Source organism: Mycobacteroides immunogenum, assembly GCF_001605725.1.
In the GTDB taxonomy this organism is placed as follows: domain Bacteria; phylum Actinomycetota; class Actinomycetes; order Mycobacteriales; family Mycobacteriaceae; genus Mycobacterium; species Mycobacterium immunogenum.
Window position 1 is genome coordinate 5,024,432 of sequence record NZ_CP011530.1, and the last position, 25,303, is coordinate 5,049,734.

Sequence of the window (25,303 nt, forward strand, 5' to 3'; positions counted from 1 at the left end):
TAGAAGTGACGGCCGGCCCCAGAATCCGGCCCCGCAAGTGAGGAGAGAGCTATGAGCAATCTGGTTTGGACACGTCGCAGCCCGTTCGCCGAGTTCGACGCCCTGGTACGCCAGTCCTTCGGCCCGGCCGCCAACTGGCCGACCCCCGGATTCGTCCCGTCCGCCGAGGTGACCAAGGACGGCGACGACGCCCTGGTACGTATCGATCTACCGGGCGTCGACGTCGACAAGGACGTCACCGTCGAGGTGGAACGCGGCAAGTTGGTGGTGTCGGGCGAACGTCGTGACGAGCGCGCCGAGCAGACCGAGGGACGCACGCTACGAGAGGTCCGCTACGGCAAGTTCCGCCGCAGCTTCACCTTGCCCAGCCACGTGACAGGTGACGCGATTTCGGCGAGCTACGACGCAGGCATCCTGACCGTCAAGGTCGCCGGTGCCTACGCCAACGCCGAGGCGCAGAAGATCGAGATCACCAAGTAAGTAAGTAGGTGCACGACCGACGAGAGGCCCGCGCTATCCGGCGCGGGCTTCTCGCTTCTGGGCTTCGCGAGCCAGCATGCGGTCGCGCTGCTCCTCGAACTTGACCACCTGGCCCTTCAGATCTTCGACATACGCGGCCAGCTGGTCACGGCGAGCCTCGCCCTTCGCGCTGAAATCGTTCCGATCGAATATCCGCCACTTGCGCAGATTCGGCGTCACCACCTCCTCGAGGTGCTGGCGCGGATCGTAGATGCCGTGCTTGGCCATCAACACCCCGTTGCGACGGAAATTGGGCATGCCCTGCCCGGGCATCCGGAAGTTCTCGATCACCGCGCCGATCGCCTCGAGCGCCTGATCCGGCACAAGATCCAGGGCGGCACTGCACATGTTGCGATAGAAGATCATGTGCAAGTTCTCGTCGGCGGCGATGCGCTGCAGCATGCGGTCGGCGACGGGGTCGTCACAGACCTTGCCGGTATTGCGATGGCTCACCCGGGTCGCCAGTTCCTGCAGCGTGGTGTACGCCACCGACAACAAGAAATCGGTCTTGTGCACCGACTCTTCTTCGTCGGTCGCATCAAAGCCGGCGGTCATGTGCTCCATGCGGGCGCGTTCCAGCGCGACAGGATCGACACCGCGGGTGACCACGAGGTAATCGCGGATCACGATGCCGTGCCGGTTCTCTTCGGCGGTCCACCGGCCCACCCACGTGCCCCAGGCGCCGTCGAGCCCGAAGTACTTGGCGGCCTGCCGGTGATAGGACGGCAGGTTGTCCTCGGTGAGCAGATTCGTGATCATCGCCGCTCTGGCGACCTCACTCAGCTGCGACTGCTCCGGGTCCCAATCATCGCCGCCCATCTTCGCGAAATTGCGGCCCCGGTCCCAGGGAACATAGTCATGCGGATGCCACTCCGTGGCCACCGCCAAATGCCGATTCAAGTTGGCTTCAGCAATGGGCTCCAGCTCGCTGAGCATCTCGATATCGGTCAGCTCTCTCGGCATTTCACCTTGTCTTTCGCGTTGGAACCCCGAGCCCTCGGACAGGGTAACTTATCTGAGCAATCCTTCGAGGCGCACATTCGCCACATGCGCCAGCAGGCAACTTCCACCCCGACCCCACCGCCGGACGGGCCACCATGACTGTTTAGGCCCCCACAACTGGGCAACAGCCCGACACAGACCCGATATGCGAACCGGCTTCGCAGCACCCTAGCCGCATGAGAGCAACATCACTAATCCGGCCATGTCGCGACTGTCACACATTTGATCCGCTGGGCGGCCCATTCGGACGCTCGGTACGTTGAGTGAGCGGTCGGTGATTACCCACGGACCACCATCACGAAAGGTGTAGGGAGTGCGACGACCCCTGTGTTACGCGGCCTCCGCTGTCGCCGCATTCCTCGCGCTGCTCGGCGGCTACGGCATGCAATCTCCACCGTCCGCGCGCGCAGCGAGCTGCGCCGACATCGATCTGTCCTTCGCCCGCGGCACCAACGAACCGGCGGGACTCGGCGACGTCGGCAAGTCGTTCACCGATGCGGTCCAGAAGCAGCTCAAGGGCGCCAAGGGCATGAGCATTTCCACGTACGGAGTGGACTATCCGGCAAGCATCGACTTCATCCAGGCCGGTAAGGGATCCGATGACCTGAGCAAGCACATCCAGAAGACGGCCGCCGACTGCCCGAAGATGAAATTCGTCGTCGGCGGATACGCCCAAGGGGCGGCGGTGGTAGACGTGCTGCTGGGCAATACCCCGCCGGGCACCTACACATTTACCAACCCGCTACCCGCCGGGCTGGAGGACCGCATCGTCGCCATAGTGCTCTTCGGGGATCCCAAGAACATCCGTCCGCCGGGCGTGGAAGCCAACCTGGCAATTCGAGATGAACTGCTACACAAAGTGGTTGATGTGTGTAACCCGGGCGACTTCTTCTGCGACCCGCAGGGTGGCGACATCATCTCCCACATCACATACGCCAAGGACAAGCTCACCGATGGCGCGGCCGATACCGTGGTGCAAAGGCTGGTCGCACTACTGGGACACCGCTGCGGGAGTGCGGACACCTCAGCAGCCGACAACACCGTCCCCTGCTCCCCCAGCACGTAACCGGCAGTTTCACGAAACCCGGTAACTCCCGCCCGGAGATTTCACCGGTATCACATGCGCGAACGCCCAGGCGCAGGACAATCGAACCACCCTAATTCCCCGTCACATCGGGGCTGTAGTCGTATGTGTACAGTGATGGCCGAAGCATGATGTAGACATTTGACTACACCGCCGGAAACGAAGGGTCGACACACATGAGCCGCGATGTTCGAGTGGTGAAACCAGGCGAATACACATCACCCGCGCTCCCTCCAGAAATCGACGGGATTCCCTGCGCCGACGGACGAACACTGCCATCCGGCCCGCTGCCTGGCCGACCGTACGCACTGCCCGCAGATCTGCTTGTCGAAGAGCTCGGACCACTCTTCTACGCGGACTTCGGGGTTTCACGGCGGCTCTACGCCTGTTCGCTAGATCTGGTCGAGGAGCTCTGCGACGAGACCCGATTCATCAAGGGCATCACCGACCGATTGGATCGGTTCCGTCCCCTTGCGGGCGACGGGTTGTTCACCGCCTACCCGGGCGAGCCGAATTGGCAAAAGGCCCACGATGTCCTGCTCCCCGGCTTCAGCTACAGCGGTCTGCGCAACTCTCACCCCGCCATGCTCGATATCAACCGCCAGCTCCTTGCCCGCTGGGACGCGAGCACCGACGGCCCGCTTGTGGATGTCGCCGAGGATCTGGCAAAACTGGCCATGGACACCGTCGGCCTGGCCGGGTTCGGGACACGGTTCGATTCCTATCAGCGAGAGGGGCTCGCGCCCGTCCCGCTGAGCTTTGCCCTTGCGCTGCAACAGATGCTGGCCCCGGGAGGCGGCGACCAGGATCTGTTCACGGCGGAACAGCAGAAACTACATACCTTCATCGACGCACTCATCGCTCAGCACGGCAACGATGCTGCCGAGCATGAAAATCTGCTGGGGCTCATGCTCGCACCCGGTTCTGGGACAGGACCGGCACTGGAACTGAGCAGCGTCCACTCGCAGGTCCTCACGTTCTTGATCGCCGGACAGGACACCACGTCCACGGTGATGCCCACCGCGCTCTACAGTCTGGTCAAAAACCCTGCCGTGCTTCACCGGGCGCAGGCAGAGGTGGACGCGCTGTTCGGGCCAGAGGACGAACACCCGCCCACGTTCGACGAGATCGGCAAGCTTCGCTACATCCGCCAAATCGTGGACGAGACATTGCGTCTCTCACCACCCGTCCGCGAATTCGACCGCATGGCCACGGAAGACACCGTGCTCGCGGGGCGTTATCCGGTGCGACAGGGCGAGGTTGTCACCGTCCTCACTACCTCGTTGCACCGGCAGCCGCAATGGGGTGACAACGTGGAAACGTTCGATCCCGACCGGTTCTCACCGGAAAGATCAGCGGGGCGGCCGGTAAACCTGTTCAAGCCCTTTGGCACCGGAGCCCGGTCCTGTATCGGACGGCAGTTCGCACTGCACGAGGCGACCATGGCGATCGCCACACTGGTACACCGATACCGCTTCATCGACTCCGAGCACTATCAATTGCGTACCCACAGCGATCTCCTTCGCAAACCCGTCGGCTTCCGAGTTGGCTTGGTGCGACGCACTTCCCAGGACCGCCGACATGAGCCAGCCGCCGCTACCGCCGGACCGCACGAGACGCGACAACCGACGGCCACGGCCGCGCCAGGATCGGCACTGACCGTCTTCCATGGCTCAAATCTCGGTACCTGCCGGGCACTGGCACACCAACTGGCTGAGGAAGCCACCGATCTTGGATACCGGACGACCGTCGCCCCCCTGGATAACGCGGTAGAAACCCTACCCACCGAGGGTGCGATGGTCGTGGTCGCCGCGTCCTACAACGGTCAACCGACCGACGACGCCCGACAGTTTCTCACCTGGCTCGATAGCGCAAAACCTCACCCGGACAGCGGATTGCGCTACGCGGTGCTCGGAGTCGGCGACCGGAACTGGGCCGAGACCTACCAAGCAATACCCAGGAGAATCGACGAAGGTCTCGCCGCCTACGGGGCCATCCCGATCCTCCCCCGAGGTGAAGCAGACACCTCTGGCGATTTCGCGGGCACCGTCGAGGCATTTTCGCAAGCACTCTGGATTTCGTTGGGCGGTGTCACCGGTGCGGATGCCTCCACCGTCCCGCTCGAGGCGCCCCTCTACGAACTGCGCGCCATCGACGGGCCCGTGACGGCGGCAATCGATGCCCGGTTCGAGGTGGTGCCAATGACCGTCCTGGACAACCGCGAATTGGTCAGCGCCGACAATTCTCTGGGGCAGGCAAAGCGGCTGGTACGTATCGAACTGCCCGCCGACATCGATTACCGCACAGGCGATCATCTCACCGTCCTCGCGGACAACCAGCCCGAGTTAGTGGACAAGGCAGCGGAACTGCTCGGTCTCGTACTCGACCGGCGCATATCGGTCAATGCCCGGCGCAGCACCCGCCGGGCGATCGCCCTGGACCGTGAGGTGAGCGTGCGGGAACTACTGACCCACTTCCTGGAGCTACGCAAACCGGCCACGAGATCTCAACTGCTTCGGCTGGCGGCGGCGAACCCTTGCCCACCGGAACGGGCCGCGCTGGAGGCGCTCGCCGATCATCCGGAAACTCGCTCGCTCGGTATCGCAGGGTGTCTGCTGGAGTTCCCCGCCACCAAGTTGTCACGGGCCGAACTGCTTGAACTGTTCGAACCGATGAGCCCACGGCACTATTCGATAGCTTCCTCAAACCGGCAAAGCCCGAGAGTCGTCGAGCTGGTCGTCAGCGTGCTCGACGCCCCAGCCAGGTCTGGATTCGGCGATTTCCAGGGGGTGGCCTCTAACTATCTGGCCAATGTCACACCGGGGCAACAGATCCGGGCCCGGGTTGACCAAGCCCGGCAGGCGTTCCGGGCAGGGGCCGATCCTTCCCGGAATGTCATCCTCGTCAGCGCCGGCACCGGAGTCGCGCCATTCCGTGGCTTTGTCGGTGACCGGATGGCCGCGCTGGACGCCGGTGAGCCGTTCGCGCCGGCTCTCTGTTTCTTCGGCATTCGACACCCCGAGGTGGACTACCTCTTCCGCGAGGAATTCGAGGCCGCGGAACGGTCCGGCGTGGTCCAGATGCGCCCGGCATTCTCCCGCGCATCCAAAAACGGCGTCAAGTACGTGCAAGACCGGATTGCCGCCGACGCGGACCACATCTGGGATCTGCTGGGCGATCCGGCCAAGCAGACACATGTATATGTCTGTGGAGATGGCGGCAAGATGGCCCCCGCTGTCCGAGATGCGTTCCTGCACATCTACCGGGAACACACCGGCGCCGACGAGCCCCAGGCCAGGGACTGGCTCATCGAACTCGTCGAAGCCGATCGCTATGTCGAGGATGTCTGGACAGAGTAGGGCGTACGCCGGTCTCCTAGCCCCGCCCCGCCCCGGCGTGCCCTCCTCGCCATTCCCACTAGCCGCGTTCAAGTGGGAGAGTAGCCCGATGCGTAGACGCACATTTCTTCGTTCCAGCTCTCTAGCCGTTCCTGCTGCGGCACTGGGTCTCACCTCAATGCCCGCGGAGGCTCATGCCGACGTCCGGCCCACCGGGTCAATCACATACCCGTTCAGCGCAATCCACGTGCCGGCCACCAGCGCACCCTGGACGCTCGAACCGGATCGCGCGGTGCTGCTGGTCCACGATATGCAGCATTACTTTGTGAAGGCCTATGCGCCGCAGTCTGATCCCATCGCGACAGTGCTCAAGAACATCAAGAGCCTGCTCGATACCGCGCACGCGCACCAGGTACCGGTGTACTACTCGGCACAACCCGGAGGCATGACGACAGCGCAACGCGGGCTCTTCGGCCAGCTCTACGGACCCGGCATGCCCGACGACGACGCCGAGCGGGCCATCGTCGATCCGCTCGGGCCGACGGCCGCAGATACCGTTCTCACCAAATGGAAGTACAGCGAGTTCTTCCGCTCCGATCTCCTGGACATCCTGCGCAACGCCAACCGGGATCAGCTGATCATCGTGGGTGTCTACGCCTTCTCCGGGATCACCGCTACGTCCACCGACGCGATTCAGAACGACATCCAGGCCTTCATCGTCTCCGATGCAGTGGCGGATTACACCGCCACTGGCCACAATCAGGCGCTGACCTGGTGCGCGGAACGGACAGCCAGAATCTTGACCACGCGGTCTGCGCTGAGCGCACTGGCCAATTCCTGATCACCTGCCGATACAACAAAGGCCGCCTGCATCATTCATGCAGGCGGCCTTTGTGACGTTACTTAGACCAGCGCGGGAACCGTGGCCAGCGCCTGTGCGACACCGGCAACGATCGCGGCAATCTTGAGACCTTCCAAGATCTGCTCACGGGTCAGCCCGGCCTCACGCAGCACCTTCTCGTGCGACCCCACACAGAAGTGGCAGCCGTTGATGGTGGACACCGCGAAGGACCACAGTTCGAACTCGGCCTTGTCAACGCCCGGGTTGGCCATGATGTTCATCCGCAGTCCGGGGCGCAGATCGTCATAGGCTCCATCCAGGAAGCCGCGACCTCGGTAGAACACGTTGGTCATCGCCATGATGGACGCGGCGCCCAGCGCGGCATCCAGCGCCTCGGGCGATAGCACGCCCGCAGCTTCCTCGCGAATCTCCTTGAACACCTGCTCGTTACGGGTGGCAGCCGCCGTGGCGACCAAAGTGCCCCAGAGCTGGCTCGGAGACAGCACGGTGCCCCGCGCCACCGAGCCCAGGTTGAGCTTGAGATCCTTGGCGTACTCGGGCAGTGCTTCCTTCAGGTTGTCGATGCTCATGTCAGACGCCCGCGCTCATCAGCTCGCCCGCGTCGATGGTCGGGTCACCCTTGCGCCAGTTGCAGGCGCACAGCTCGTCGGACTGCAGCGCGTCGAGTACGCGCAGCACCTCGTCGACATTGCGGCCCACCGAACCGGCGGTGACGGAAACGAACTGGATGATGTTGTCGGGGTCCACGATGAAGGTCGCCCGATCCGCCACACCATCGGAGTTCAGCACGCCCGCGGCCTCGGCCAGCTCGCGCTTGAGGTCGCTGAGCATCGGGAACGGCAGGGTCTTGAGATCCTCGTGCTGTGCGCGCCACTGGAAGTGCACGAACTCGTTGTCGACCGAAGCGCCCAGCACCTGGGTGTCGCGATCGGCGAACTCGTCGTTCAGACGGCCGAACGCGGCGATCTCCGTCGGGCACACGAAGGTGAAGTCCTTGGGCCAGAAGAAGATTACGCGCCACTTGCCGGGGTGGTCGTCGCTGGTGACGGTGGTGAAGTAGTCGTCCGGCTGCTGTGCGTTCACCTTCGACAGGTCGCCGCCGATGACCGCAGTGAGGTTGTATGCCGGGAATTCATCGCCGATGGTGCGCAGAGTCACGATTCTCCTTCACGTATTCGCTGAATGCTTACTGAGACCATCGTGCCGGAAAATCTTCCAAAACAAAACGTGATTGTTCGCACTATATTGATAGGTATGTCCGATCGTAGTTATCAGCCGACAGTTGTCGGCCTGCGCGCATTTGTGGCAATCGCACGTAAACGCCATTTCGGCAGCGCGGCCGCCGAGCTTGGCGTGAGCCAGCCCTCGCTTTCGCAGGCACTCTCCATGCTGGAAGAAGGCCTGAGCGTGAAGCTCGTCGAACGCAACACCCGCAAGGTGCTGCTCACCCCCGAGGGCGAGGCGCTGCTGGAAAAAGCCATCGCGGCGCTCAACTCAGTTGATGAATTCACCTCCGCGGCAAGCGGTGTACGCGATCCGTTTGCCCAGACACTGCGGCTGGGCCTGATACCCACCGTGGCCCCATACGTACTGCCCATGGTGCTCAGCGGCCTGTCCCGCGAGTTCCCGGAGATGTCGCTGCGAGTCACCGAAGACCAGACCAACCGGCTGCTCCGGTCACTCGCCGAGGGCACCTTGGACGTAGCGGTGATGGCATTACCCGTGCAAACCCAAGGCATGGCAGAAATACCCATGTATCGGGAGGACTTCGTCCTCGCGCTGCCGTCCGGGCACCCGCTGGCCGGCAGTACCAACATCGAGCCCGCCGACCTGGCCGATATGCCGCTGTTGTTGCTGGACGAGGGTCATTGCCTACGCGATCAGGCCCTGGAAGTGTGCCAGCTCGCCGGAGTTCGCCCTGATCTGGGACACACCCGGGCCGCCTCCCTGGCCACCGCCGTGCAGTGCGTTGAGGGCGGCCTCGGTGTCACACTCATTCCCGGCACCGCCGTCACCGCCGAGACCGCGAGCGGCGGTTTGGCCACTGCCACCTTCGCCGAGCCGGTGCCGGGACGCCGAATCGGATTGGTATACCGCGCGATCAGCGCCCGCGAAGACGCCTACCGCCGATTGGCCGAACTGCTCACCCAATTGGTCTCGGCCGTGCATCCGGTGACTGCCGACATCGCTTACCGCCAGCGCCCGAGAATCTCCTCGGCCCGCGCCGACAGCGCCCGCTGAAAGAACGGGCCGAAGCTGATACGTCCAACCCCCAACGGGCCGAACGACGCCGGATCGTCAACGTCGGGCAGCGCGATGGCGTTTACCGGAAGCGGAAGCTCAGATGTCAAGCGGCGCTGGATATCCGGCTCGTGGCGGCCCACCGGGTAGAGCGAGTCGGCACCCGCCTCGGCCGCCAGCTTCAGCCGAGCAATGGCCCGATCCACCCGATCCGACTCGTCCCCGATCTGCCGCAAGAGCACATCGGTGCGTGCGTTGATCACCACCGGCACACCGGCCTGGTCGGCCGCAGCACGCAGTGCACCAACAAGATCGGCGTGTTCCTGGGGCTCGCGGAGGCGTCCGCCCTCACTGTGCACGGTGTCTTCGATGTTCAATCCGACGGCACCTGCTTCGATAAGTCCTTCGATGAGCCGTTGCGGCGTCTGCGCGTATCCGGACTCGATATCCACTGAAATCGGCAGATCCACCGCTGCGGTGATCTGCGCGACGCGCGCCACCACATCCTCGAACGACATGCCCTCGGCATCGGGCTTGCCCACGGAATCGGCAAGCGGATGTGAGCCCACCGTCAATGCCGCGAATCCGGCATTCGCGGCCAGCGTGGCCGACCACGCGTCCCACACCGTGGGCAGGAACACCGGATCGCCCGGTACATGCAATGACTTGAGCAGCGAGGCCTTGGCGGCGAGGTCGGTCGACATGCCTACATCCAACCGCGTCCGGCGCGGATTTACTCCACCGATGTGGCGGCCGAACCACGACGAGCCATCAGGCGTGCGACCGCATCGTGCATGTGCTCGTCAATGAGTCGATAGGCGGCGGGCGCGTCACCGGCACCGACGGCCGCGCAGAGCACCTCGTGCTCACGAACCTGCTCAGTGAGATCCGGGTACGTGCCCTGCAGCTCACCCAGCAGCATCCGCGTCTCAAGCAACAACGTGCGCATGGCACGGCGCAGACGCGGGCTCCCGGAGCAGTCCACCAAGACCTCATGGAAATCCTGATCGGCGTCGGTGACGGCAACGATGTCGCCGCGTGCGGCGGCCTCGGTCATCACTGCCACCGGCACCAGCAGCCGCCGGTACGCGGTGACGGTGTCGCCGGACATGATGCATTCCAAAGCGGCTCGCTCGATGGCGGCCCGCGATCGGTAGACGTCCAGAACGTCGTCGTCGGTCAGCTCGATGACGAAGATCCCGCGATTGCGTTCACTGCGCAGCAGTCCCTCGGATACCAAGCGCTGCATCGCTTCGCGCAGGGGGCCGCGAGACACCGCGAACTGTGCCGCCAGCGAGGCCTCGCCCAGTTGGGCACCGGGCGCCAGCACACCCCGCATGATCGCGATCCGCAGCCGCTCGGCGATCAGCTCCGCCGTCGACTGCCTCTCCAGGGGAGCGAACTCCTCAGGCACCAGCGTCGTCATCGCAGGTGAGCCACTCGGGCGAAGACCATCATTGCTGCCTCCTGAAAAGCCGCCCCAAACCCGAAACATCGGGCACCTCGTCGATTAATCGCAAACCTTCCCACACTGTCACCTGGTTCGCGGTCAATACCACCTTGCCCAGCCGTGATTCGAGCCGCTCCACGTGCGCGATGGTGTGCATGGCGGTATCGGGGATCAGCAGCGCCTCCGCATCCGGATGGTCGTTGGCGCCGGCGAGTTCGTCGACCTGGTCGGCGGTGAGCCGGCCCACCTCGGCGGCGGTATCAATGCCCGCTTCGCCCATCGAGACAACCTCGATACCGTGCGCGGCCAGAAATGCCACGAACAGCTCCGCGATATCCCGGGGGTAGCTCGCGGCCACCGCCACTTTCGAGACCCCGAGCGCGGCAGCGGCATTCACGAAGGCAAAGGACGTGCTGGATGCCGGGGTGCCGCTGCACTCCGACAGCCCCGCCACCTGCTCTGCCGCTCCCCGCGGGCCATAGACAAAACTGCCCGAGGTGCAGGCCCACACGACGGCCCCTGGCGCGTGCGGGCGCAACAGTCGAGCGCCCTCGGCCAGTTTCTCGGGGCTGCCGAGATCGAGTAGCTCGGGCACCGCATGCAAATCGGTGCCGTAGATGTGTACTACGGGGAAGTTCATGTCCAACTGCCGCGCCACCAGCGGGTAATCCGACTCGGCGGCATGGTCCGGATAAATGAACCCCACCGTCGGCGCGAATCGCCGTCCCTCGGACACCATCAGGTACCTCCTCCGAATACGTCGCGGAGCCACCGTCCGGGCCCCATCATGGGAAGACTCATCCGGTCCAGACAGGCCCAGATGGTCAGTTGGTTGGCGGTCAATACCGGCTTGCCCAGCAGCCGCTCCAGCGGGTCGATCACGTCGTATGTGCGCAGATTGGTACAGCTGACGAAGATTGCCTCGGCATCGGCGGTATCGGCGGCCAGGATGCGTTCGGCAACGGTGCGGTAGTTGACCTTCCAGATGCCGCCGCCCAGTCCCAGGTGGTCCGTGCGCACCACCGTGACCCCCAACTCGCCCAAAAACTTGGCGAGCAGCTCGGTCAGCTCGGCGTCGTATGGAGTGATGACGCTGATCCGGTTGATGTTCAGGGCCGTCACCGCCTCAGCCAGCGCCCCCGAGGTGGTGACCGCGGACTTGGCACCCGCCGCCATGATGGCCTCGACCAGTTCCCGCTCGTGCTCGACACCGCGGATGAAACTCCCCGAAGTACACAGGTAGGCAACGACTTCCGGCTCCACATGCAGCACATCGCGAGTGGCAGCCTGCAGGTGGGACGTATTGGACACCAGCTCGGCCATCGCCCGGCTCACCGGCACCGGCTCGTAGGGGGTGCGGGCAAGATGCAATGACACCTCCGCGGGAATCCAGCGCCACAACTCGCGCTCCAATGCGAGATCGAAGGGCGCGATGATGCCGATACCGCGCTGATCAGCCGACTCGGCGAAGTCGGGGAGAGACGAGAAATCCACCGGCAGGACCTAACACTCGCAGCATCGCTCTACGCCTGAGCCAGACCTGGTCATTTTCTGCGCTCTTCGCGCACGCAGCTCATCGCAACTCAGATTGTTGACAATCATACGATATCTCCATACGGTGTCAACGTGAGCGAGCAGCTTGCGCGAAGGCCAGTGATAGCCGTGCAGCACGCCCCTGGCTCGATCCCCGAACGTCTTGCCCCGGTGATCGCCGCCGCCGACGTGCGCCTGGTGGAATCGGAGCGGTTGGCGACGGCCCTGCCGGGCGCCGAGATTCTCTTCGCGTATGACTTCCGTTCTACCGCGCTGCGCGAAACATGGTCTGCCGCAGACTCGCTACGCTGGGTTCACATCGCATCGACCGGCGTCGATCCGGTGCTGTTCGATGAGCTTGTCCACAGTGACGTAGTACTCACCAATTCCCGTGGCCTATTCGAACGCCCCATCGCCGAGTACGTACTCGCACAAATCTTGGCCTTCGCCAAGGATATTCGCCGTTCCAGCAGGGCACAAGCGGCCCTGAGCTGGCGTCACTTCGAATCCGAGTCCATCGAAGATGTCCCCGTGGGTGTGCTCGGCACCGGACCGATCGGGCAGGCCATCGCCGCGTTACTGATCGCCGCCGGCATGCGGGTGACGGTACTGGGCCGTGCCGAATCCACCGATCTACCCGCGCGCGTAGGCGAATTCGAGTACCTGGTGCTGGCCGCGCCGCTCACCGCGCAGACACATGGCATCGTCAACGCTCGCGTGCTCTCGGCTATGCGGCCGACAGCACGGCTGATCAACGTGGGCCGGGGCGAGCTGGTCGGCACCTGGGATCTGGTGTCGGCCCTGAACAGTGGCCGCATCGCGGGCGCCGCACTGGACGTCACGGACCCCGAGCCACTGCCGGTGGGACATCCGTTGTGGCGCACTCCGAACACGCACATCACCCCGCACAACAGCGGTGATGTGCACGGTTGGTCCGACCGGCTTCAGGACCAGTTCGCCGCCAATTTCGAGCGCTATCTCCGGGGTGAAGAACTTCTGAACATCGTCGACAAGGACAGGATGCACCGCAATGCATAAGCCGACCGATCCCACCGAGATGACGGCCCTGGAGCTGGTGGCCGCATACACCTCGGGAGAGCTGTCGCCGGTGGAGGCAACGGCGGCGGTGCTATCCCGGATCGCCCAAACCGACAGCGCCATCAATGCGTACTGCCTTGTGGACGAGGAAGCGGCCCTGGCGGCAGCCACCGAATCCGAGCAGCGCTGGCGCGGCCACTACACCCGTGGCCTGCTCGACGGCGTACCGATCTCCATCAAGGATGTCTTCCTCACCCGGAATTGGCCCACCCTGCGCGGCTCCGGACTGATTGACCCGGCCGGACCCTGGGATGTGGACAGCCCTGCGGTGCAACGCATACGCGCCGATGGCATGGTCATGGTCGGCAAGACCACCACACCCGAATTCGCGTGGAAGGGAGTGACCGATAGCCGCCAGCGCGGGTTCACTCACAACCCGGCAGATCCGCGACGCACGGCGGGCGGCTCCTCGGGAGGCAGTGCGGCAGCTGTAGCCGCGGGCATGGCGCCGATGTCCATCGGTACCGACGGCGGGGGCAGTGTCCGCATACCCGCCAGTTTCTGCGGGGTCGTCGGATTCAAGCCAACCCACGGCCGCATCCCGATGTACCCGATCAGCCCATTCGGCCCGCTGGCGCATGGCGGCCCGATCACCCGAACGGTGGAAGACGCTGCGCTGCTTATGGACATCATCAGCCTGCCGGACCATCGCGATCCCACCTCCCTATCGCCCACCCTCACCACCTACCGCTCACAGGTGTACCGCGATATGACCGGGTTGGACATCGCCTACTCCCCCACGCTGGGCTATGTCGACGTCGACCCCGAGGTCAACGACTTGGTGGAAAACGCCGTGAACGCGCTCAACGATGCCGGGTTACCGGTCACCCATGCCGACCCCGGTTTCAGCGATCCGATCGACTCATTCGAAACCCTCTGGGCCGCAGGAGCAGCGGCCAGTCTGAACAACTACGGTTCGCGAGCCGACGTGGGCGCGGACATCGACTCCGGGCTGGCGCAGATGTGGGACACCGGCGCCGGAGCCTCGGCCACCGAGTATCTGGCGGCGCGCAATACGTGTGTGCAGCTGGGCGTCACCATGGGCGCGTTCCACGAGATGCACAATGTCCTCATCACCCCGACCGTCCCGATCCCCGCGTTCCCGCTGGGCGCCGACGTCCCACCCGATTCCGGGATGCGCTGGTGGGCGCAATGGACCCCGTTCACCTATCCGTTCAACATGACTCAACAACCTGCGCTGTCCATCCCGGTGGGCAACACCTCGCAGGGACTGCCGGTGGGCATGCAAATCGTGGGTCCACGGCACAGCGACGACTTGGTGCTGGCCGTGGGCCACTTCGCCGAACGGGTACTCGCGGGCTAGGACGCCCACTTGCGATTTCGGTGCAGAAAGGTGCGCTTAGCGCCCTTTTCTGCACCGAAATCGCAGTGTCTAGGCCCGTGCGAAGGCCAGCTGCTCGCCCTGAACCCCGGTGAGCCACAGGTCCTGGCAGGCCGCGGCGATGTCGCCCAAACCCTCTTCGATGGTGGCAAAGACGTTTCCGGGCACCCAGCCGGCATCACCGTTGATCAACAGATTGTTCCGGCCATAGAAGATCGCCAGATCGGTGGCACCCTGAGCCGAATGAGCCTCTGAGCCGGGCTCGTATCCATACGCGGGGTTGCCGATTTCCCACGGTTCGAAACCGAAGAAGCACACGTCGCCGGGGATCGGGGTGATGGTCGGGTTCTCGCGGCCGGGTGCCGGCAGTAGCGGCGGCAGCAGGGTGTACACCTCGTTACGCGCGTACTTCGCGTGATAGGCCTGCCCTAGCACCGGCAGTGAATTCCACACCGTGTCACAGGTTCTCGGCGCTTCGGCGTCCAGCAGCCGGGCACGGCAGGTGACGTCGCGCTTGGTCAGGGTGATGGAGATGTAGCGGTCCATCACAGCCCCGCCACCACATTGCTCCAGATGCCGAGAGCATCGGATATCTGATCGGCCGTCACCACCAGCGGCGGAATCATCCGCACCACATTCATGTGTGGTCCGCACATGAGTAGCAGCAGACCGTTCTCGGCAGCCGCCGCCTGCGCCCGTGCCGCCAGTTGCGGCGCGGGCCGGCCCTCCTGGCTGAACTCCACACCGACCATCAGTCCGAGCCCGCGCACATCACCGTCGATTCCCCTGTCGGCGGCAATCTTTCGCGCGCCATCGAGAAGTTCGTGGCCACGCACCCGGGCGTTCTCGACGAGCCGTTCCTCCTCGATGACATCCAGGGTCGCCAGGGCGGCCGCACATGCGACGGCATTGGCGCCGTAAGTGCCGCCCTGAGACCCGGGCCAGGCACGGCCCATCAGCTCGGCCGGGGCGGCGATGCCCGAGATGGGGAAACCACTCGCGATTCCCTTGGCCATCACCAGAATGTCTGGGGTGACACCGAAATGCTGGTGCCCGAAATACTCGCCGGTGCGCCCGAACCCGGTCTGCACCTCGTCGAGCACCAACAGGATGCCGTGCTGACGCGCACGCTCGGCGATACCGGCGAGGAACTCGGTGTTGGCGGGAATGTATCCGCCCTCTCCGAGCACCGGCTCGATGACCATCGCCGCCACCTGATTGGGGGCGGTGGCTGTCGCGAACAGGTAGTCGAGCTCTTGCAGCGCGAACCGGGTCGCCTCGGCCTCACTCCAGCCGTACCGATAGGCCGTCGGGAACGGGGTGCTGTACACCCCGGCCATCAGCGGACCGATTCCCGACGAGAACCGCGGCCCCGAAGTCGTCATGGTGGCGGCGGCCAGCGTCCGGCCGTGAAATCCGCCCTGGAACACAACAATGTTGGGGCGTCCGGTGGCCTGACGTGCCAGCCGTACGGCGGCCTCGATGGCCTCGCTGCCGGAATTGGCGAAGAACAGAGAATCGAGGCTGGATGGCAATACCTCGCCGAGGCGCCGCACCAGATTTTGCAGCGGACGGTGCATGACCGTCGTGTATTGACCATGGATGAGGGTGGCCACCTGCCGTTGGGCGGCCTCGACCACACGCGGATGGCAATGACCGGTGCTCACTACGCCGATTCCCGCGGTGAAATCGAGGTATTCGCGGTTACTTTCGTCGTACAGATAGCAACCCTGGCCTCGCACCGCCACCACCGGGGTGGCCTGCTTGAGGACGGGCGATAGCGCGGTTGCGGATGAGCCGCTTGCGCGAAGACCGACAGGCACGGCATCCCTTCCCTTGATCCAGCAGAGCTATTGTCGATTGTTGACAATCTCCCTAGCATGGTGGCATGCACCCCGGCACAGTGTCTACCCCCGTGTCCGCCAGCTCCTCGGTGGTCGCCAATGCCCTCATCCACCAGGACCGCCACGGCCCCACCTTTCCCGTCGTGAACCCCGCCACCGAGGAAGTGCTGGCCGGGGTTGCCGATGTGAACGGCACCGCGGCACTTACGGCATTGGACAATGCCGTTGCCGCCCAAAGATCCTGGGCGGCAACGACACCGCAGCAGCGTTCCGACGTACTGATGCGCGCCTACACCCTGATGATCCAGCGCACCGAGGACCTGGCCCTGCTCATGACCCTGGAGATGGGCAAGCCCCTGGCCGAGTCACGGGGTGAAGTCGCCTATGCGGCAGAGTTTTTCCGCTGGTTCGCGGGCGAGGCTGTCCGCCTGGACGGCGGCGTGATGCTGGCACCGGACGGCCAGTCGCGGTTGATCGTGACACACCGTCCGGTCGGACCATGCCTACTGATCACCCCCTGGAACTTCCCGCTGGCCATGGGAACCCGCAAGATCGGCCCCGCGCTGGCCGCGGGCTGCACGTGCTTGGTCAAACCCGCCGAGCAGACACCACTATCGATGCTTGCCCTGCTGGGCATCCTGCGCGAGGCGGGAGTGCCCGACGGCGTGGTCTCGGTCATCACCACCGCCGATCCCGCCGCGACCATGGCGCCACTGCTCGCCGATCCCCGTGTCCGCAAGCTTTCCTTCACCGGGTCCACCGAGGTGGGACGCTCCCTACTCGCGCAGTGCGCGCCCACCGTCAAACGCACCTCCATGGAACTGGGCGGCAACGCGCCGTTCATCGTCTTTGACGATGCCGACCCCGACGAGGCCGCCGCCGGTGCGCTGATTGCCAAGATGCGCAACATCGGCCAGGCCTGCACCGCCGCCAACAGAATCTACGTGCAGCGCGGTATCGCCGCGGCGTTCACCGAGGCGCTCACCGACAAACTCGCCACACTGCGCATGGGGCCGGGCATCGAGCCTGGCGTCGATGTGGGTCCGCTGATCGACCCCGATGCCGTGGCCAAGGCCGATCGGCTGGTCGCGGACGCCCGGAAGCGCGGCGCCACAGTGCGACTGGGCGGAGAGCTGCCCGAGGGTATCGGCTACTTCTATCCACCGTCGGTGCTGACCGACGTGCCCGACGACAGCGACATGATGCGTACCGAGATCTTCGCGCCGGTTGCCGCGATCGCCAGCTTCGAGTCCGAGGAAGAGGTGGTCGCGCGTGCCAACGATTCGGAATTCGGTTTGGTGGCATATCTTTACACCAATGACACCCGACGGGGGTGGCGCGTTTCCGAACAGCTGGAGACGGGCATGGTGGGCCTGAACCGGCCCGTCGTCTCCACACCTGCCGCGCCATTCGGTGGCGTCAAACAGTCCGGCATCGGACGCGAAGGCGGTTTCGCGGGAATAGAGGAGTTCATGGAGACCAAGTACATCGGCGCGGCGGTATGAGCGACCGGATGCGGGTAGCCACCATCCCGGGCGACGGCATCGGTGTCGACGTCACCCGGGAAGCCGTCAAGGTGATGGACGCCGCCACCGGCGACCGGATCGAATGGACCGAATTCGATTACTCCTGCGAGAGATACGCCAAGACCGGGGCGATGATGCCTCCCGAGGCGCCCGCGACGCTCGCCGGGTTCGACGCGATTCTGCTCGGCGCCGTGGGATACCCCGGAGTTCCCGACGACGTATCACTGTGGGGCCTACTGATCCCGCTGCGGCGCGCGTTCAACCAGTATGTGAACCTGCGGCCGGTACGGCTACTGCCCGGAATCTCCTCGCCCCTGGCCGGAGTGCCGGCCGATGCCCTGTCCATGGTGATCGTCCGCGAGAACACCGAGGGTGAGTATTCACCGATCGGCGGTGTCCACAATCACGGTAGCCACAACGAATTCGCGCTACAGGAGTCGGTTTTCACCCGAATCGGGTGCGAGCGGATCATCCGGTACGCGTTCGAGCTAGCCGCCTCGGCGGGTTTCCGGGTCTGCTCGGCCACCAAGTCGAACGGCATTATTCATTCAATGCCTTACTGGGACAGCATCTTCCATCAGATCGCGGCCGAGTATCCACAGATCCCATCCGTATCGATGCATGTGGACGCCCTGGCAGCGCGAATGGTGAGCGACCCGGCCAGCCTGGACGTCATCGTGGCCTCCAACCTCTTTGGCGACATCCTTTCCGACCTGGCGGCAGCCATCACCGGCGGACTCGGCCTGGCAGCGTCGGGAAACATCAACCCGGAACGCACCGCCATCTCCATGTTCGAGTCGGTACACGGCTCGGCTCCCGATATCGCCGGGCAGGGCATCGCCAATCCCGTGGCGCAGATACTTGCCGGGGCCATGCTTCTCGATCACCTCAACGAACCCGAAACGGCCAACAAGATCCGGCTCGCCGTCGACCGGGTGTTGGGCGAAGGTCGCGTCCGGACCCCCGATCTGGGCGGCACCGCCACCACCGAACAACTCGGTACGGCAATCGCCGAAGCCGCTCGGTGATCTTGAATTAACTGACGACATCAGTGACTTGTGTCACTTTCCGTTCGGCTGTACTGGCAAGATGGTTGTCGTAGCCTGTGATCCACGACACCTTCAGCCCAAGGAGTCCGATGTCGACGAAGACGGAGCTCACCGAGCTCAACCAAGCACTTGGCAGCCTGCGCCGCTGCGTCCACTCTCTGCAGTCGCGTTATGGCGACCTGCCGGCCGTGCGCCGGATCGTCAACGACGTAGAGCGGCTGGATATCGACGCCGCTGACCTGGACCTCGCGCCGCACGAGCATCGCCTTGCCAGCAACGAGAAGATCCAGATCCCCGACACCGAGTACGACCGGGAGTTCTGGGGCGATATCGACGACGAAGGCGTGGGGGGCTATCGATGAGCCGCTTGCGCGAAGAGCAAGGAATCAGATGAGTCAAGCCACCGGGGTCTTCTCGCCTTCGCGTGCCCAAATTCCGGAGCGCACCCTGCGCACCGACAAATGGTGGCTCGCACCGCTACTCACCAACCTCGGCCTGGCGACATTCGTCATCTACGCCACCGTGCGGGCCTTTTGGGGCAGCGCGTACTGGGTGCCGCAGTACCACTATCTGACGCCGTTCTATTCGCCGTGCGTCAGCACCTCCTGTGCGCCCGGAGCCAGCCACTTCGGTCATTGGGTGGGCGAGCTGCCGTGGTTCATCCCCATGGCCTTCATCTCACTGCCGTTCCTGCTGGCCTTCCGGCTGACCTGCTACTACTACCGCAAGGCGTACTACCGGTCGGTCTGGCAATCGCCGACGGCATGCGCGGTCGCCGAACCTCACGCGAAATACTCCGGCGAGACGAAACTGCCGTTGATCATGCAGAACGTGCACCGGTACTTCTTCTACGCCGCCGCGCTCATCTCGATCGTCAACACCTATGACGCCGTCGTCGCCTTCCATTCCGAAAAAACCGGCGGCTTCGGATTCGGGTTGGGCAACGTGATCCTGGTGACCAACGTGGTGCTGCTCTGGGTGTACACGCTGTCCTGCCACTCCTGCCGGCACGTCACCGGCGGGCGACTCAAACACTTCTCCAAACACCCTGTCCGATATTGGATTTGGACACAGGTCAGCAAGCTCAACACCAGGCACATGCTCTTCGCCTGGATCACACTGGGCACGCTGATCCTCACCGACCTGTACATCATGCTGGTGGCCAGCGGCACCGTCTCCGACCCGAGATTCGTTGGTTAGCAGCCAAACTCACATCCATACTCGTAAACAAACTGGGGTTAATTAATGGCTGAACTCGAACGGCACCAATACGACGTGGTCGTGATCGGTGCCGGCGGCGCCGGCCTGCGCGCCGTCATCGAGGCACGTGAACAGGGTTTCAAGGTCGCGGTGGTGTGCAAGTCCCTGTTCGGCAAGGCACACACCGTGATGGCCGAGGGCGGGTGCGCGGCGTCGATGGGAAATGCCAACGACAAGGACAGCTGGCAGATTCATTTCGGTGACACCATGCGTGGCGGAAAGTTCCTGAACAACTGGCGTATGGCCGAGCTGCACGCACGAGAAGCACCGGACCGCGTCTGGGAACTGGAAACGTACGGCGCGCTGTTCGACCGAACCAAGGACGGCCGGATCAGCCAGCGCAACTTCGGCGGCCACACCTACCCACGGCTGGCGCACGTGGGTGACCGCACCGGCCTGGAGATCATCCGCACCATGCAGCAGAAGATCGTGTCGCTGCAACAGGAGGACTTCGCCGAGACCGGCGACTACGAGGCGCGTATCAAGATCTTCGCCGAATGCACCATCACCGACCTGCTGCTGGACAGCACCGACGGCGTCTCCAGAATCTCCGGCGCCTTCGGGTATTGGCGCGAAAGTGGCCGTTTCATTCTGTTCGAAGCTCCCGCAGTGGTTTTGGCGACGGGCGGAATCGGCAAGTCGTTCAAGGTCTCGTCGAACTCCTGGGAGTACACCGGCGACGGGCATGCCCTGGCGCTGCGTGCCGGCGGAACGCTGATCAACATGGAGTTCATCCAGTTCCACCCCACCGGCATGGTCTGGCCGCCCTCGGTCAAAGGCATCCTGGTCACCGAGGGCGTGCGCGGTGATGGTGGCGTGCTGAAGAACTCCGAAGGCAAGCGCTTCATGTTCGACTACATCCCTGCGGTGTTCAAGGGCCAATACGCCGAGACCGAGGAAGAAGCCGATCAGTGGCTCAAGGACAACGACTCGGCACGGCGCACCCCCGACCTGCTGCCCCGTGACGAGGTGGCCCGTGCCATCAACTCCGAAGTCAAGGCAGGACGTGGTACTCCGCACGGCGGCGTGTACCTGGATATCGCCTCGCGTATCCCCACCGAGGAGATCAAGAAGCGGCTGCCGTCGATGTACCACCAGTTCAAGGAGCTGGCCGAGGTCGACATCACCAAGGACGACATGGAAGTCGGACCCACCTGTCACTACGTGATGGGCGGCATCGAGGTCGACCCCGACAGTGGTGCCGCCACCGTGCCGGGCCTGTTCGCCGCGGGCGAGTGCTCCGGCGGCATGCACGGTTCAAACCGGTTGGGCGGCAATTCACTTTCCGATCTGCTGGTATTCGGGCGGCGGGCGGGCCTGGGCGCCGCCGACTACGTGAAGGGCCTGACGTCTCGCCCGCAGATCACCGAGGCTGACGTCGACAAGGCGGCTGCTCTGGCACTGGCGCCCTTCGGTGACCCCGCAGCCGCAGGTGCCGAAAACCCCTACACCCTGCACACCGATTTGCAGCAGGCGATGAATGACCTGGTCGGAATCATCCGCAAGGAGGAAGAAGTCGAGCAGGCCCTCGTGAAGCTCAACGAGCTCAAGGAGCGTTTCAAACACGTTGCGGTGGAAGGGCACCGGCAGTTCAACCCGGGCTGGCATCTGGCGATCGACATGCGCAACATGCTGCTCGTCAGCGAATGCGTGGCCAAGGCAGCACTGCTGCGCACCGAGAGCCGTGGCGGGCACACCCGCGATGATCACCCCAACATGGATGCCACCTGGCGCAAAACGCTGCTGGTCTGCAGCACCACCGGTGGCGATCCGGCGGTTCCCGATGTGCTCGTCACACCCGAACCACAGGTCCCGATGCGCCCAGATCTCTTGGAACTGTTCGAGATCGGCGAGCTGGAGAAGTACTTCACACCCGAAGAACTGGCAGAGCACCCAGGAAGGAAGTCCTGACGTGAGCTATGACGCGCACCTCCGGGTCTGGCGAGGCGACGACGACGGCGGAGAGCTCATCGACTTCACCGTTCCGGTCAGCGAGGGCGAGGTGGTGCTCGACATCATCCACCGCATCCAGGCCACCCAGGCCTCAGACCTGGCGGTGCGCTGGAACTGCAAGGCAGGCAAGTGCGGATCGTGCTCGGCCGAGATCAACGGCCGTCCCCGGCTGATGTGCATGACCCGGATGTCGACGTTCGACGAGTCCGAGACCGTCACCGTGACCCCGTTGCGCGCCTTCCCGGTGATCCGCGACCTGGTCACCGATGTGTCGTTCAACTATCAAAAAGCCAGGGAAGTCCAGTCATTCACCCCACCCAAGGGCCTCAAGCCCGGCGAGTACCGGATGCAGCAGGAGGACGTGGAGCGCTCGCAAGAATTCCGCAAGTGCATCGAATGTTTCCTGTGCCAAAACACATGCCACGCGGTGCGCGACCACGAAGAGAACAAGAAGGCCTTCGCCGGCCCGCGCTACCTGATGCGCGTGGCCGAGCTTGAGATGCACCCGCTCGATGTCGCCGACCGGCGTGAGGTGGCGCAGGAGGAGCTCGGCCTGGGCTACTGCAACATCACCAAATGCTGCACCGAGGTGTGCCCGGAGGGCATCCACATCACCGACAACGCCCTGATCCCCATGAAGGAACGCGTCGCCGATCGCAAGTACGACCCAATCGTCTGGTTGGGTAACAAGCTATTTCGCCGTTAGCCAGGTTGTGCACAGGAGAAGCGTTTGGAAACCTGGCTGATCATCGTCATCACGGTTGCGTGCCTGGCGGCCGCCGCAGCTGTTGTCGGCTTGATTCTGTTGGCGATCCTGGCCGCGGGCGGAATCTCCGCGGCCCGTTTCAACCTCACCCCCGTGGCCGCCGATCAGCTACGCGAGTACCTGGACTCCGAGGCGTCCTTCGCCGTCACCGTGCAACGCGATTTCTTCAACCCACCCGACCAGGTGTTCAAAGCGTTACTCGACGAACGATTCTTGAGCTGGACCCCGTTCACCAAAGGTGTGGACTACGCGGGGACCGCACTGCGCGAGGTCGGGACCAAGCGTGCGCTGATCAACACCTTCATCGTGCTGGCCGAGCAGATCGTTGTCAGCGAACCGGCCCGGGCGCTTGGCGTCACCGCCACCGCGTGTTCTGTTCCGCTAGTTCTTGATTCGGCGGCCGAAGTCTTTGAGGTACTGGATAACGGATCGGGCGGGACGCGGCTCATCTGGCACCTCGGCGGAACACCCCGCTGGGTGGGCTGGCTACCGCTGCGGGCCTTCGCCCCCATCGTCCGCCCCTTCATCAAATGGCACCTGGGCAAGCTCCGTCCTATTGTCGGGCGCCGCTGAACTCCAACCAGCGAGCCAGGACTTTGTCACTCGTCGCCAATGCCCATCACCGGCAATGCGGGCAACATCGGAATATGGGTGACACAGTGAGCGTCGCGGACATCCGTACCGCGATCAAGGAACTCTCTATACGTGCCGATCTCGCCGAGCGCGAAGGCCGCGAGGACGACGCACGCGAACTCCGCGACCGCATGCGCGGTTATCAAGAAGAGCTGTCGAAGCGTCCGTAGACCGCTCCGACCTGGGAGAATTTGTGACGCCTTCATATATTTGATTGCTTCTATATAGAAGCAATGCAATACTCTATTCATGGACGTCTTCGAGGCGGTGGCCGAGCCAAGCCGGCGGATTCTGCTCGATGCGCTGGCGGGCGGCGAATGGGCCGCCGGTGACCTCGTCGCGACACTGCCCGACCTGACACAACCCACGGTTTCGCGCCACTTAAGGGTGCTCCGCGAAGTGGGACTGGTGGACGTTAGGCCAGACGCACAACGCCGGGTTTACGCGCTGCGCCCCCACGGCCTGCTCCAGATCGACCAATGGATCGAGCCATACCGGCATTTCTGGAATGGGTAAGCGGGCGAGCCACGGGCGATAGCCATCTAGCGTCGCGCGGCACGGACCTCGATGCCATCGGCAGACACTGCCCGACCCGGGCTCGACGTTACTTCGACCCCAACTTCCCTGCCTGTTTGCTTGTCGATCAACGCCAACGGCTTGTGCCCGTCCTGTAGATACTCGTCGCCCCACTTGAGCAGGGACAGCAGCACCGGGAGCAGGTCCTCGCCCATGCGGGTCAGCACATACCCATCCCGCTCCCGCTGGCCCGGTTCGCGGTACGGCGACTTCTCCACGACACCCGCCGTCTCCAGCTGCCTGAGCGCACGCGACACGGCGGGTGCCGATACGCCGATTCGCTCGGCGAACTCGTCGAACCGTGTTGAGCCATAGAAGCATTCGCGCACGATTAAGAACGCCGTCTTGGTGCCGAGCAGATCCAGGGCCTTCCCAATCGAGCACGCATCGGTGTTCCATCGAGAGCGATCCCGCAACAGCCGCTCGAGCTCCATGGTCATCGACCCATTGTAACTAACGCTTGCGTTATCCAGCTAGTGCGGCTAGCGTTCTGACTAACGTATTCGTTAGTTAGGAGATGGGAATGATCGAAAACAAGGTCGTACTGGTCACCGGTGGCCGCCGCGGATTGGGCGCTGCCATCGTCGACGAGGTACTGAGCCGCGGTGCGCGCACGGTGTACAGCACCGCCCGCGAGCCATTCGAGGATCCGCGTGCGCAGGTCATCACCAAACAACTCGAAGTCACCTCCGAGGCCTCGGTGGCGGCACTGGCCCGCGACCTCACGGACGTGGAGATCGTGGTCAACAACGCCGGTGTGCTACATCCTGATTCGCTGCTCACCGGAGACTTCGAGAGCATCGACGCGACATTCCAGACCAATGTCTTCGGACCGCTGCGGATCGTCAGGGCATTCGCGCCGATCCTCAAGGCCAACGGCGGCGGGGCGATCGTGAATGTCCACTCGGTGCTCTCGTGGCTGGGCGGTGCCGGCGCCTACGGGGCATCGAAGGCGGCCATCTGGTCGCTATCCAATTCGCTGCGCCTGGAGCTCGAAGCGCAGAGCACGCAGGTACTCGGCGTCCATGCCGGCTTCATCGACACCGACATGGTGTCGGCAATGCCCGTCCCTAAAACACCGCCCGCGGTGATCGCGGCACGCATCATCGACGCGCTGGAAAAGGGCGACAGCGAGGTACTCACCGATGACCTCACCGTGCAGATCAAGTCCCAGCTGGCCGGGCCTGTCGAGAACCTCGCCTACCGCAGCGGACGCTGACCCCTACT

General features: G+C 64.0%; 27 protein-coding genes. 17 read left to right on the plus strand and 10 right to left on the minus strand.

The features are described from left to right. Nucleotides 1-51 precede the first annotated feature (51 nt). Nucleotides 52-480 carry an Hsp20/alpha crystallin family protein gene (locus tag ABG82_RS24870; protein ID WP_043076333.1) on the plus strand — a complete coding sequence of 143 codons (429 nt, stop codon included), beginning with the start codon at nucleotides 52-54 and terminating at the stop codon, nucleotides 478-480. A gap of 33 nt (nucleotides 481-513) precedes the next feature. Here ABG82_RS24870 and ABG82_RS24875 read toward each other — a convergent pair whose 3' ends face one another. Then, the gene (locus tag ABG82_RS24875; protein ID WP_043076332.1) at nucleotides 514-1,482 is read right to left on the minus strand and encodes an acyl-ACP desaturase; all 969 of its coding nucleotides are present in this window, start codon (nucleotides 1,480-1,482) and stop codon (nucleotides 514-516) included. A 364-nt stretch (nucleotides 1,483-1,846) separates the two neighbouring features. Between ABG82_RS24875 and ABG82_RS24880 the strand changes: the two genes are divergently transcribed. The 3 genes from ABG82_RS24880 to ABG82_RS24890 all read left to right on the plus strand — a co-directional run bounded on the left by ABG82_RS24880 (nucleotide 1,847) and on the right by ABG82_RS24890 (nucleotide 6,784). After that, nucleotides 1,847-2,587, plus strand: a complete 741-nt coding sequence (locus ABG82_RS24880) for a cutinase family protein (protein WP_043076402.1) — start codon at nucleotides 1,847-1,849, stop codon at nucleotides 2,585-2,587. Nucleotides 2,588-2,781: 194 nt separating this feature from the next. Then, the gene (locus ABG82_RS24885) at nucleotides 2,782-5,964 is read left to right on the plus strand and encodes a bifunctional cytochrome P450/NADPH--P450 reductase (protein ID WP_043076331.1); all 3,183 of its coding nucleotides are present in this window, start codon (nucleotides 2,782-2,784) and stop codon (nucleotides 5,962-5,964) included. Between the two features lie 88 nt (nucleotides 5,965-6,052). After that, on the plus strand, nucleotides 6,053-6,784 hold the full coding sequence (locus ABG82_RS24890; protein ID WP_043076330.1) for an isochorismatase family protein: 732 nt from the start codon (nucleotides 6,053-6,055) through the stop codon (nucleotides 6,782-6,784). Between the two features lie 62 nt (nucleotides 6,785-6,846). Here ABG82_RS24890 and ABG82_RS24895 read toward each other — a convergent pair whose 3' ends face one another. Both ABG82_RS24895 and ABG82_RS24900 read right to left on the minus strand, forming a co-directional pair. Beyond that, nucleotides 6,847-7,374 carry an alkyl hydroperoxide reductase gene (locus tag ABG82_RS24895; RefSeq protein WP_043076329.1) on the minus strand — a complete coding sequence of 176 codons (528 nt, stop codon included), beginning with the start codon at nucleotides 7,372-7,374 and terminating at the stop codon, nucleotides 6,847-6,849. A 1-nt stretch (nucleotide 7,375) separates the two neighbouring features. Next, on the minus strand, nucleotides 7,376-7,963 hold the full coding sequence (locus tag ABG82_RS24900) for a peroxiredoxin (RefSeq protein ID WP_043076328.1): 588 nt from the start codon (nucleotides 7,961-7,963) through the stop codon (nucleotides 7,376-7,378). A gap of 96 nt (nucleotides 7,964-8,059) precedes the next feature. Here ABG82_RS24900 and ABG82_RS24905 point away from each other — a divergent pair, with 96 nt between their 5' ends. Continuing rightward, nucleotides 8,060-9,046, plus strand: coding sequence for a hydrogen peroxide-inducible genes activator (locus ABG82_RS24905; protein ID WP_043076327.1), 987 nt, complete (start codon nucleotides 8,060-8,062; stop codon nucleotides 9,044-9,046). Here the strand turns inward: ABG82_RS24905 and ABG82_RS24910 are convergent. Genes ABG82_RS24910 through ABG82_RS24925 form a run of 4 tightly spaced genes read right to left on the minus strand, consistent with a single transcriptional unit; the run spans nucleotide 8,995 to nucleotide 11,990 of the window. Continuing rightward, nucleotides 8,995-9,750, minus strand: a complete 756-nt coding sequence (locus tag ABG82_RS24910) for an isocitrate lyase/PEP mutase family protein (RefSeq protein WP_043076326.1) — start codon at nucleotides 9,748-9,750, stop codon at nucleotides 8,995-8,997. The genes ABG82_RS24905 and ABG82_RS24910 overlap by 52 nt on opposite strands. A 29-nt stretch (nucleotides 9,751-9,779) precedes the next feature. After that, nucleotides 9,780-10,472 carry a GntR family transcriptional regulator gene (locus ABG82_RS24915; protein WP_043076325.1) on the minus strand — a complete coding sequence of 231 codons (693 nt, stop codon included), beginning with the start codon at nucleotides 10,470-10,472 and terminating at the stop codon, nucleotides 9,780-9,782. A gap of 28 nt (nucleotides 10,473-10,500) precedes the next feature. Further along, a complete protein-coding gene (locus ABG82_RS24920; protein WP_043076324.1) occupies nucleotides 10,501-11,235 on the minus strand; it encodes a maleate cis-trans isomerase family protein in 735 nt (244 codons plus the stop codon). Then, nucleotides 11,235-11,990 (minus strand): maleate cis-trans isomerase family protein, encoded by a 756-nt coding sequence (locus tag ABG82_RS24925; RefSeq protein WP_043076323.1) that lies wholly within the window; start codon nucleotides 11,988-11,990, stop codon nucleotides 11,235-11,237. The genes ABG82_RS24920 and ABG82_RS24925 overlap by 1 nt, the downstream gene beginning before the upstream one ends. Before the next feature lie 132 nt (nucleotides 11,991-12,122). Between ABG82_RS24925 and ABG82_RS24930 the strand changes: the two genes are divergently transcribed. Further along, the gene (locus tag ABG82_RS24930; RefSeq protein ID WP_043076322.1) at nucleotides 12,123-13,067 is read left to right on the plus strand and encodes a D-2-hydroxyacid dehydrogenase; all 945 of its coding nucleotides are present in this window, start codon (nucleotides 12,123-12,125) and stop codon (nucleotides 13,065-13,067) included. After that, on the plus strand, nucleotides 13,060-14,451 hold the full coding sequence (locus tag ABG82_RS24935) for an amidase (RefSeq protein WP_043076321.1): 1,392 nt from the start codon (nucleotides 13,060-13,062) through the stop codon (nucleotides 14,449-14,451). Before ABG82_RS24930 ends, ABG82_RS24935 begins: the two co-directional genes overlap by 8 nt. A 69-nt stretch (nucleotides 14,452-14,520) precedes the next feature. Here the strand turns inward: ABG82_RS24935 and ABG82_RS24940 are convergent, their stop codons facing one another. Beyond that, a complete protein-coding gene (locus tag ABG82_RS24940) occupies nucleotides 14,521-15,015 on the minus strand; it encodes a DUF3830 family protein (protein WP_043076320.1) in 495 nt (164 codons plus the stop codon). Further along, nucleotides 15,015-16,292: an aspartate aminotransferase family protein gene (locus ABG82_RS24945; RefSeq protein WP_043076319.1), complete on the minus strand. Its 1,278-nt coding sequence runs from the start codon at nucleotides 16,290-16,292 to the stop codon at nucleotides 15,015-15,017. Before ABG82_RS24945 ends, ABG82_RS24940 begins: the two co-directional genes overlap by 1 nt. Before the next feature lie 110 nt (nucleotides 16,293-16,402). Here ABG82_RS24945 and ABG82_RS24950 point away from each other — a divergent pair, with 110 nt between their 5' ends. From ABG82_RS24950 to ABG82_RS24990, 9 genes are all read left to right on the plus strand, one after another. Then, nucleotides 16,403-17,818 carry an NAD-dependent succinate-semialdehyde dehydrogenase gene (locus ABG82_RS24950; RefSeq protein ID WP_043076401.1) on the plus strand — a complete coding sequence of 472 codons (1,416 nt, stop codon included), beginning with the start codon at nucleotides 16,403-16,405 and terminating at the stop codon, nucleotides 17,816-17,818. Further along, nucleotides 17,815-18,867, plus strand: coding sequence for an isocitrate/isopropylmalate dehydrogenase family protein (locus tag ABG82_RS24955; protein WP_043076318.1), 1,053 nt, complete (start codon nucleotides 17,815-17,817; stop codon nucleotides 18,865-18,867). The genes ABG82_RS24950 and ABG82_RS24955 overlap by 4 nt, the downstream gene beginning before the upstream one ends. A gap of 110 nt (nucleotides 18,868-18,977) precedes the next feature. Further along, complete coding sequence (locus ABG82_RS24960; RefSeq protein WP_043076317.1) at nucleotides 18,978-19,250, plus strand: hypothetical protein; 273 nt, start codon at nucleotides 18,978-18,980, stop codon at nucleotides 19,248-19,250. A gap of 28 nt (nucleotides 19,251-19,278) precedes the next feature. Next, nucleotides 19,279-20,088: a hypothetical protein gene (locus ABG82_RS24965; protein ID WP_043076316.1), complete on the plus strand. Its 810-nt coding sequence runs from the start codon at nucleotides 19,279-19,281 to the stop codon at nucleotides 20,086-20,088. A 45-nt stretch (nucleotides 20,089-20,133) separates the two neighbouring features. After that, a complete protein-coding gene (locus ABG82_RS24970; RefSeq protein ID WP_043076315.1) occupies nucleotides 20,134-22,059 on the plus strand; it encodes a fumarate reductase/succinate dehydrogenase flavoprotein subunit in 1,926 nt (641 codons plus the stop codon). 1 nt (nucleotide 22,060) lies between these two features. Continuing rightward, nucleotides 22,061-22,807, plus strand: a complete 747-nt coding sequence (locus ABG82_RS24975) for a succinate dehydrogenase/fumarate reductase iron-sulfur subunit (RefSeq protein ID WP_043076314.1) — start codon at nucleotides 22,061-22,063, stop codon at nucleotides 22,805-22,807. Nucleotides 22,808-22,831: 24 nt separating this feature from the next. Further along, entirely contained in the window at nucleotides 22,832-23,440 is a 609-nt protein-coding gene (locus tag ABG82_RS24980; protein WP_043076313.1) for an SRPBCC family protein, read from the plus strand. Nucleotides 23,441-23,514: 74 nt separating this feature from the next. Then, the gene (locus tag ABG82_RS28700) at nucleotides 23,515-23,670 is read left to right on the plus strand and encodes a hypothetical protein (protein ID WP_052510915.1); all 156 of its coding nucleotides are present in this window, start codon (nucleotides 23,515-23,517) and stop codon (nucleotides 23,668-23,670) included. A 79-nt stretch (nucleotides 23,671-23,749) separates the two neighbouring features. Further along, a complete protein-coding gene (locus tag ABG82_RS24990; protein ID WP_043076312.1) occupies nucleotides 23,750-24,016 on the plus strand; it encodes an ArsR/SmtB family transcription factor in 267 nt (88 codons plus the stop codon). A 26-nt stretch (nucleotides 24,017-24,042) separates the two neighbouring features. On the opposite strand, the gene ABG82_RS24995 is transcribed toward ABG82_RS24990, so the two are convergent. Further along, the gene (locus tag ABG82_RS24995) at nucleotides 24,043-24,510 is read right to left on the minus strand and encodes a winged helix-turn-helix transcriptional regulator (protein WP_043076311.1); all 468 of its coding nucleotides are present in this window, start codon (nucleotides 24,508-24,510) and stop codon (nucleotides 24,043-24,045) included. An 89-nt stretch (nucleotides 24,511-24,599) separates the two neighbouring features. Here ABG82_RS24995 and ABG82_RS25000 point away from each other — a divergent pair, with 89 nt between their 5' ends. Continuing rightward, entirely contained in the window at nucleotides 24,600-25,295 is a 696-nt protein-coding gene (locus ABG82_RS25000; protein WP_043076310.1) for an SDR family oxidoreductase, read from the plus strand. Nucleotides 25,296-25,303: the final 8 nt, after the last annotated feature.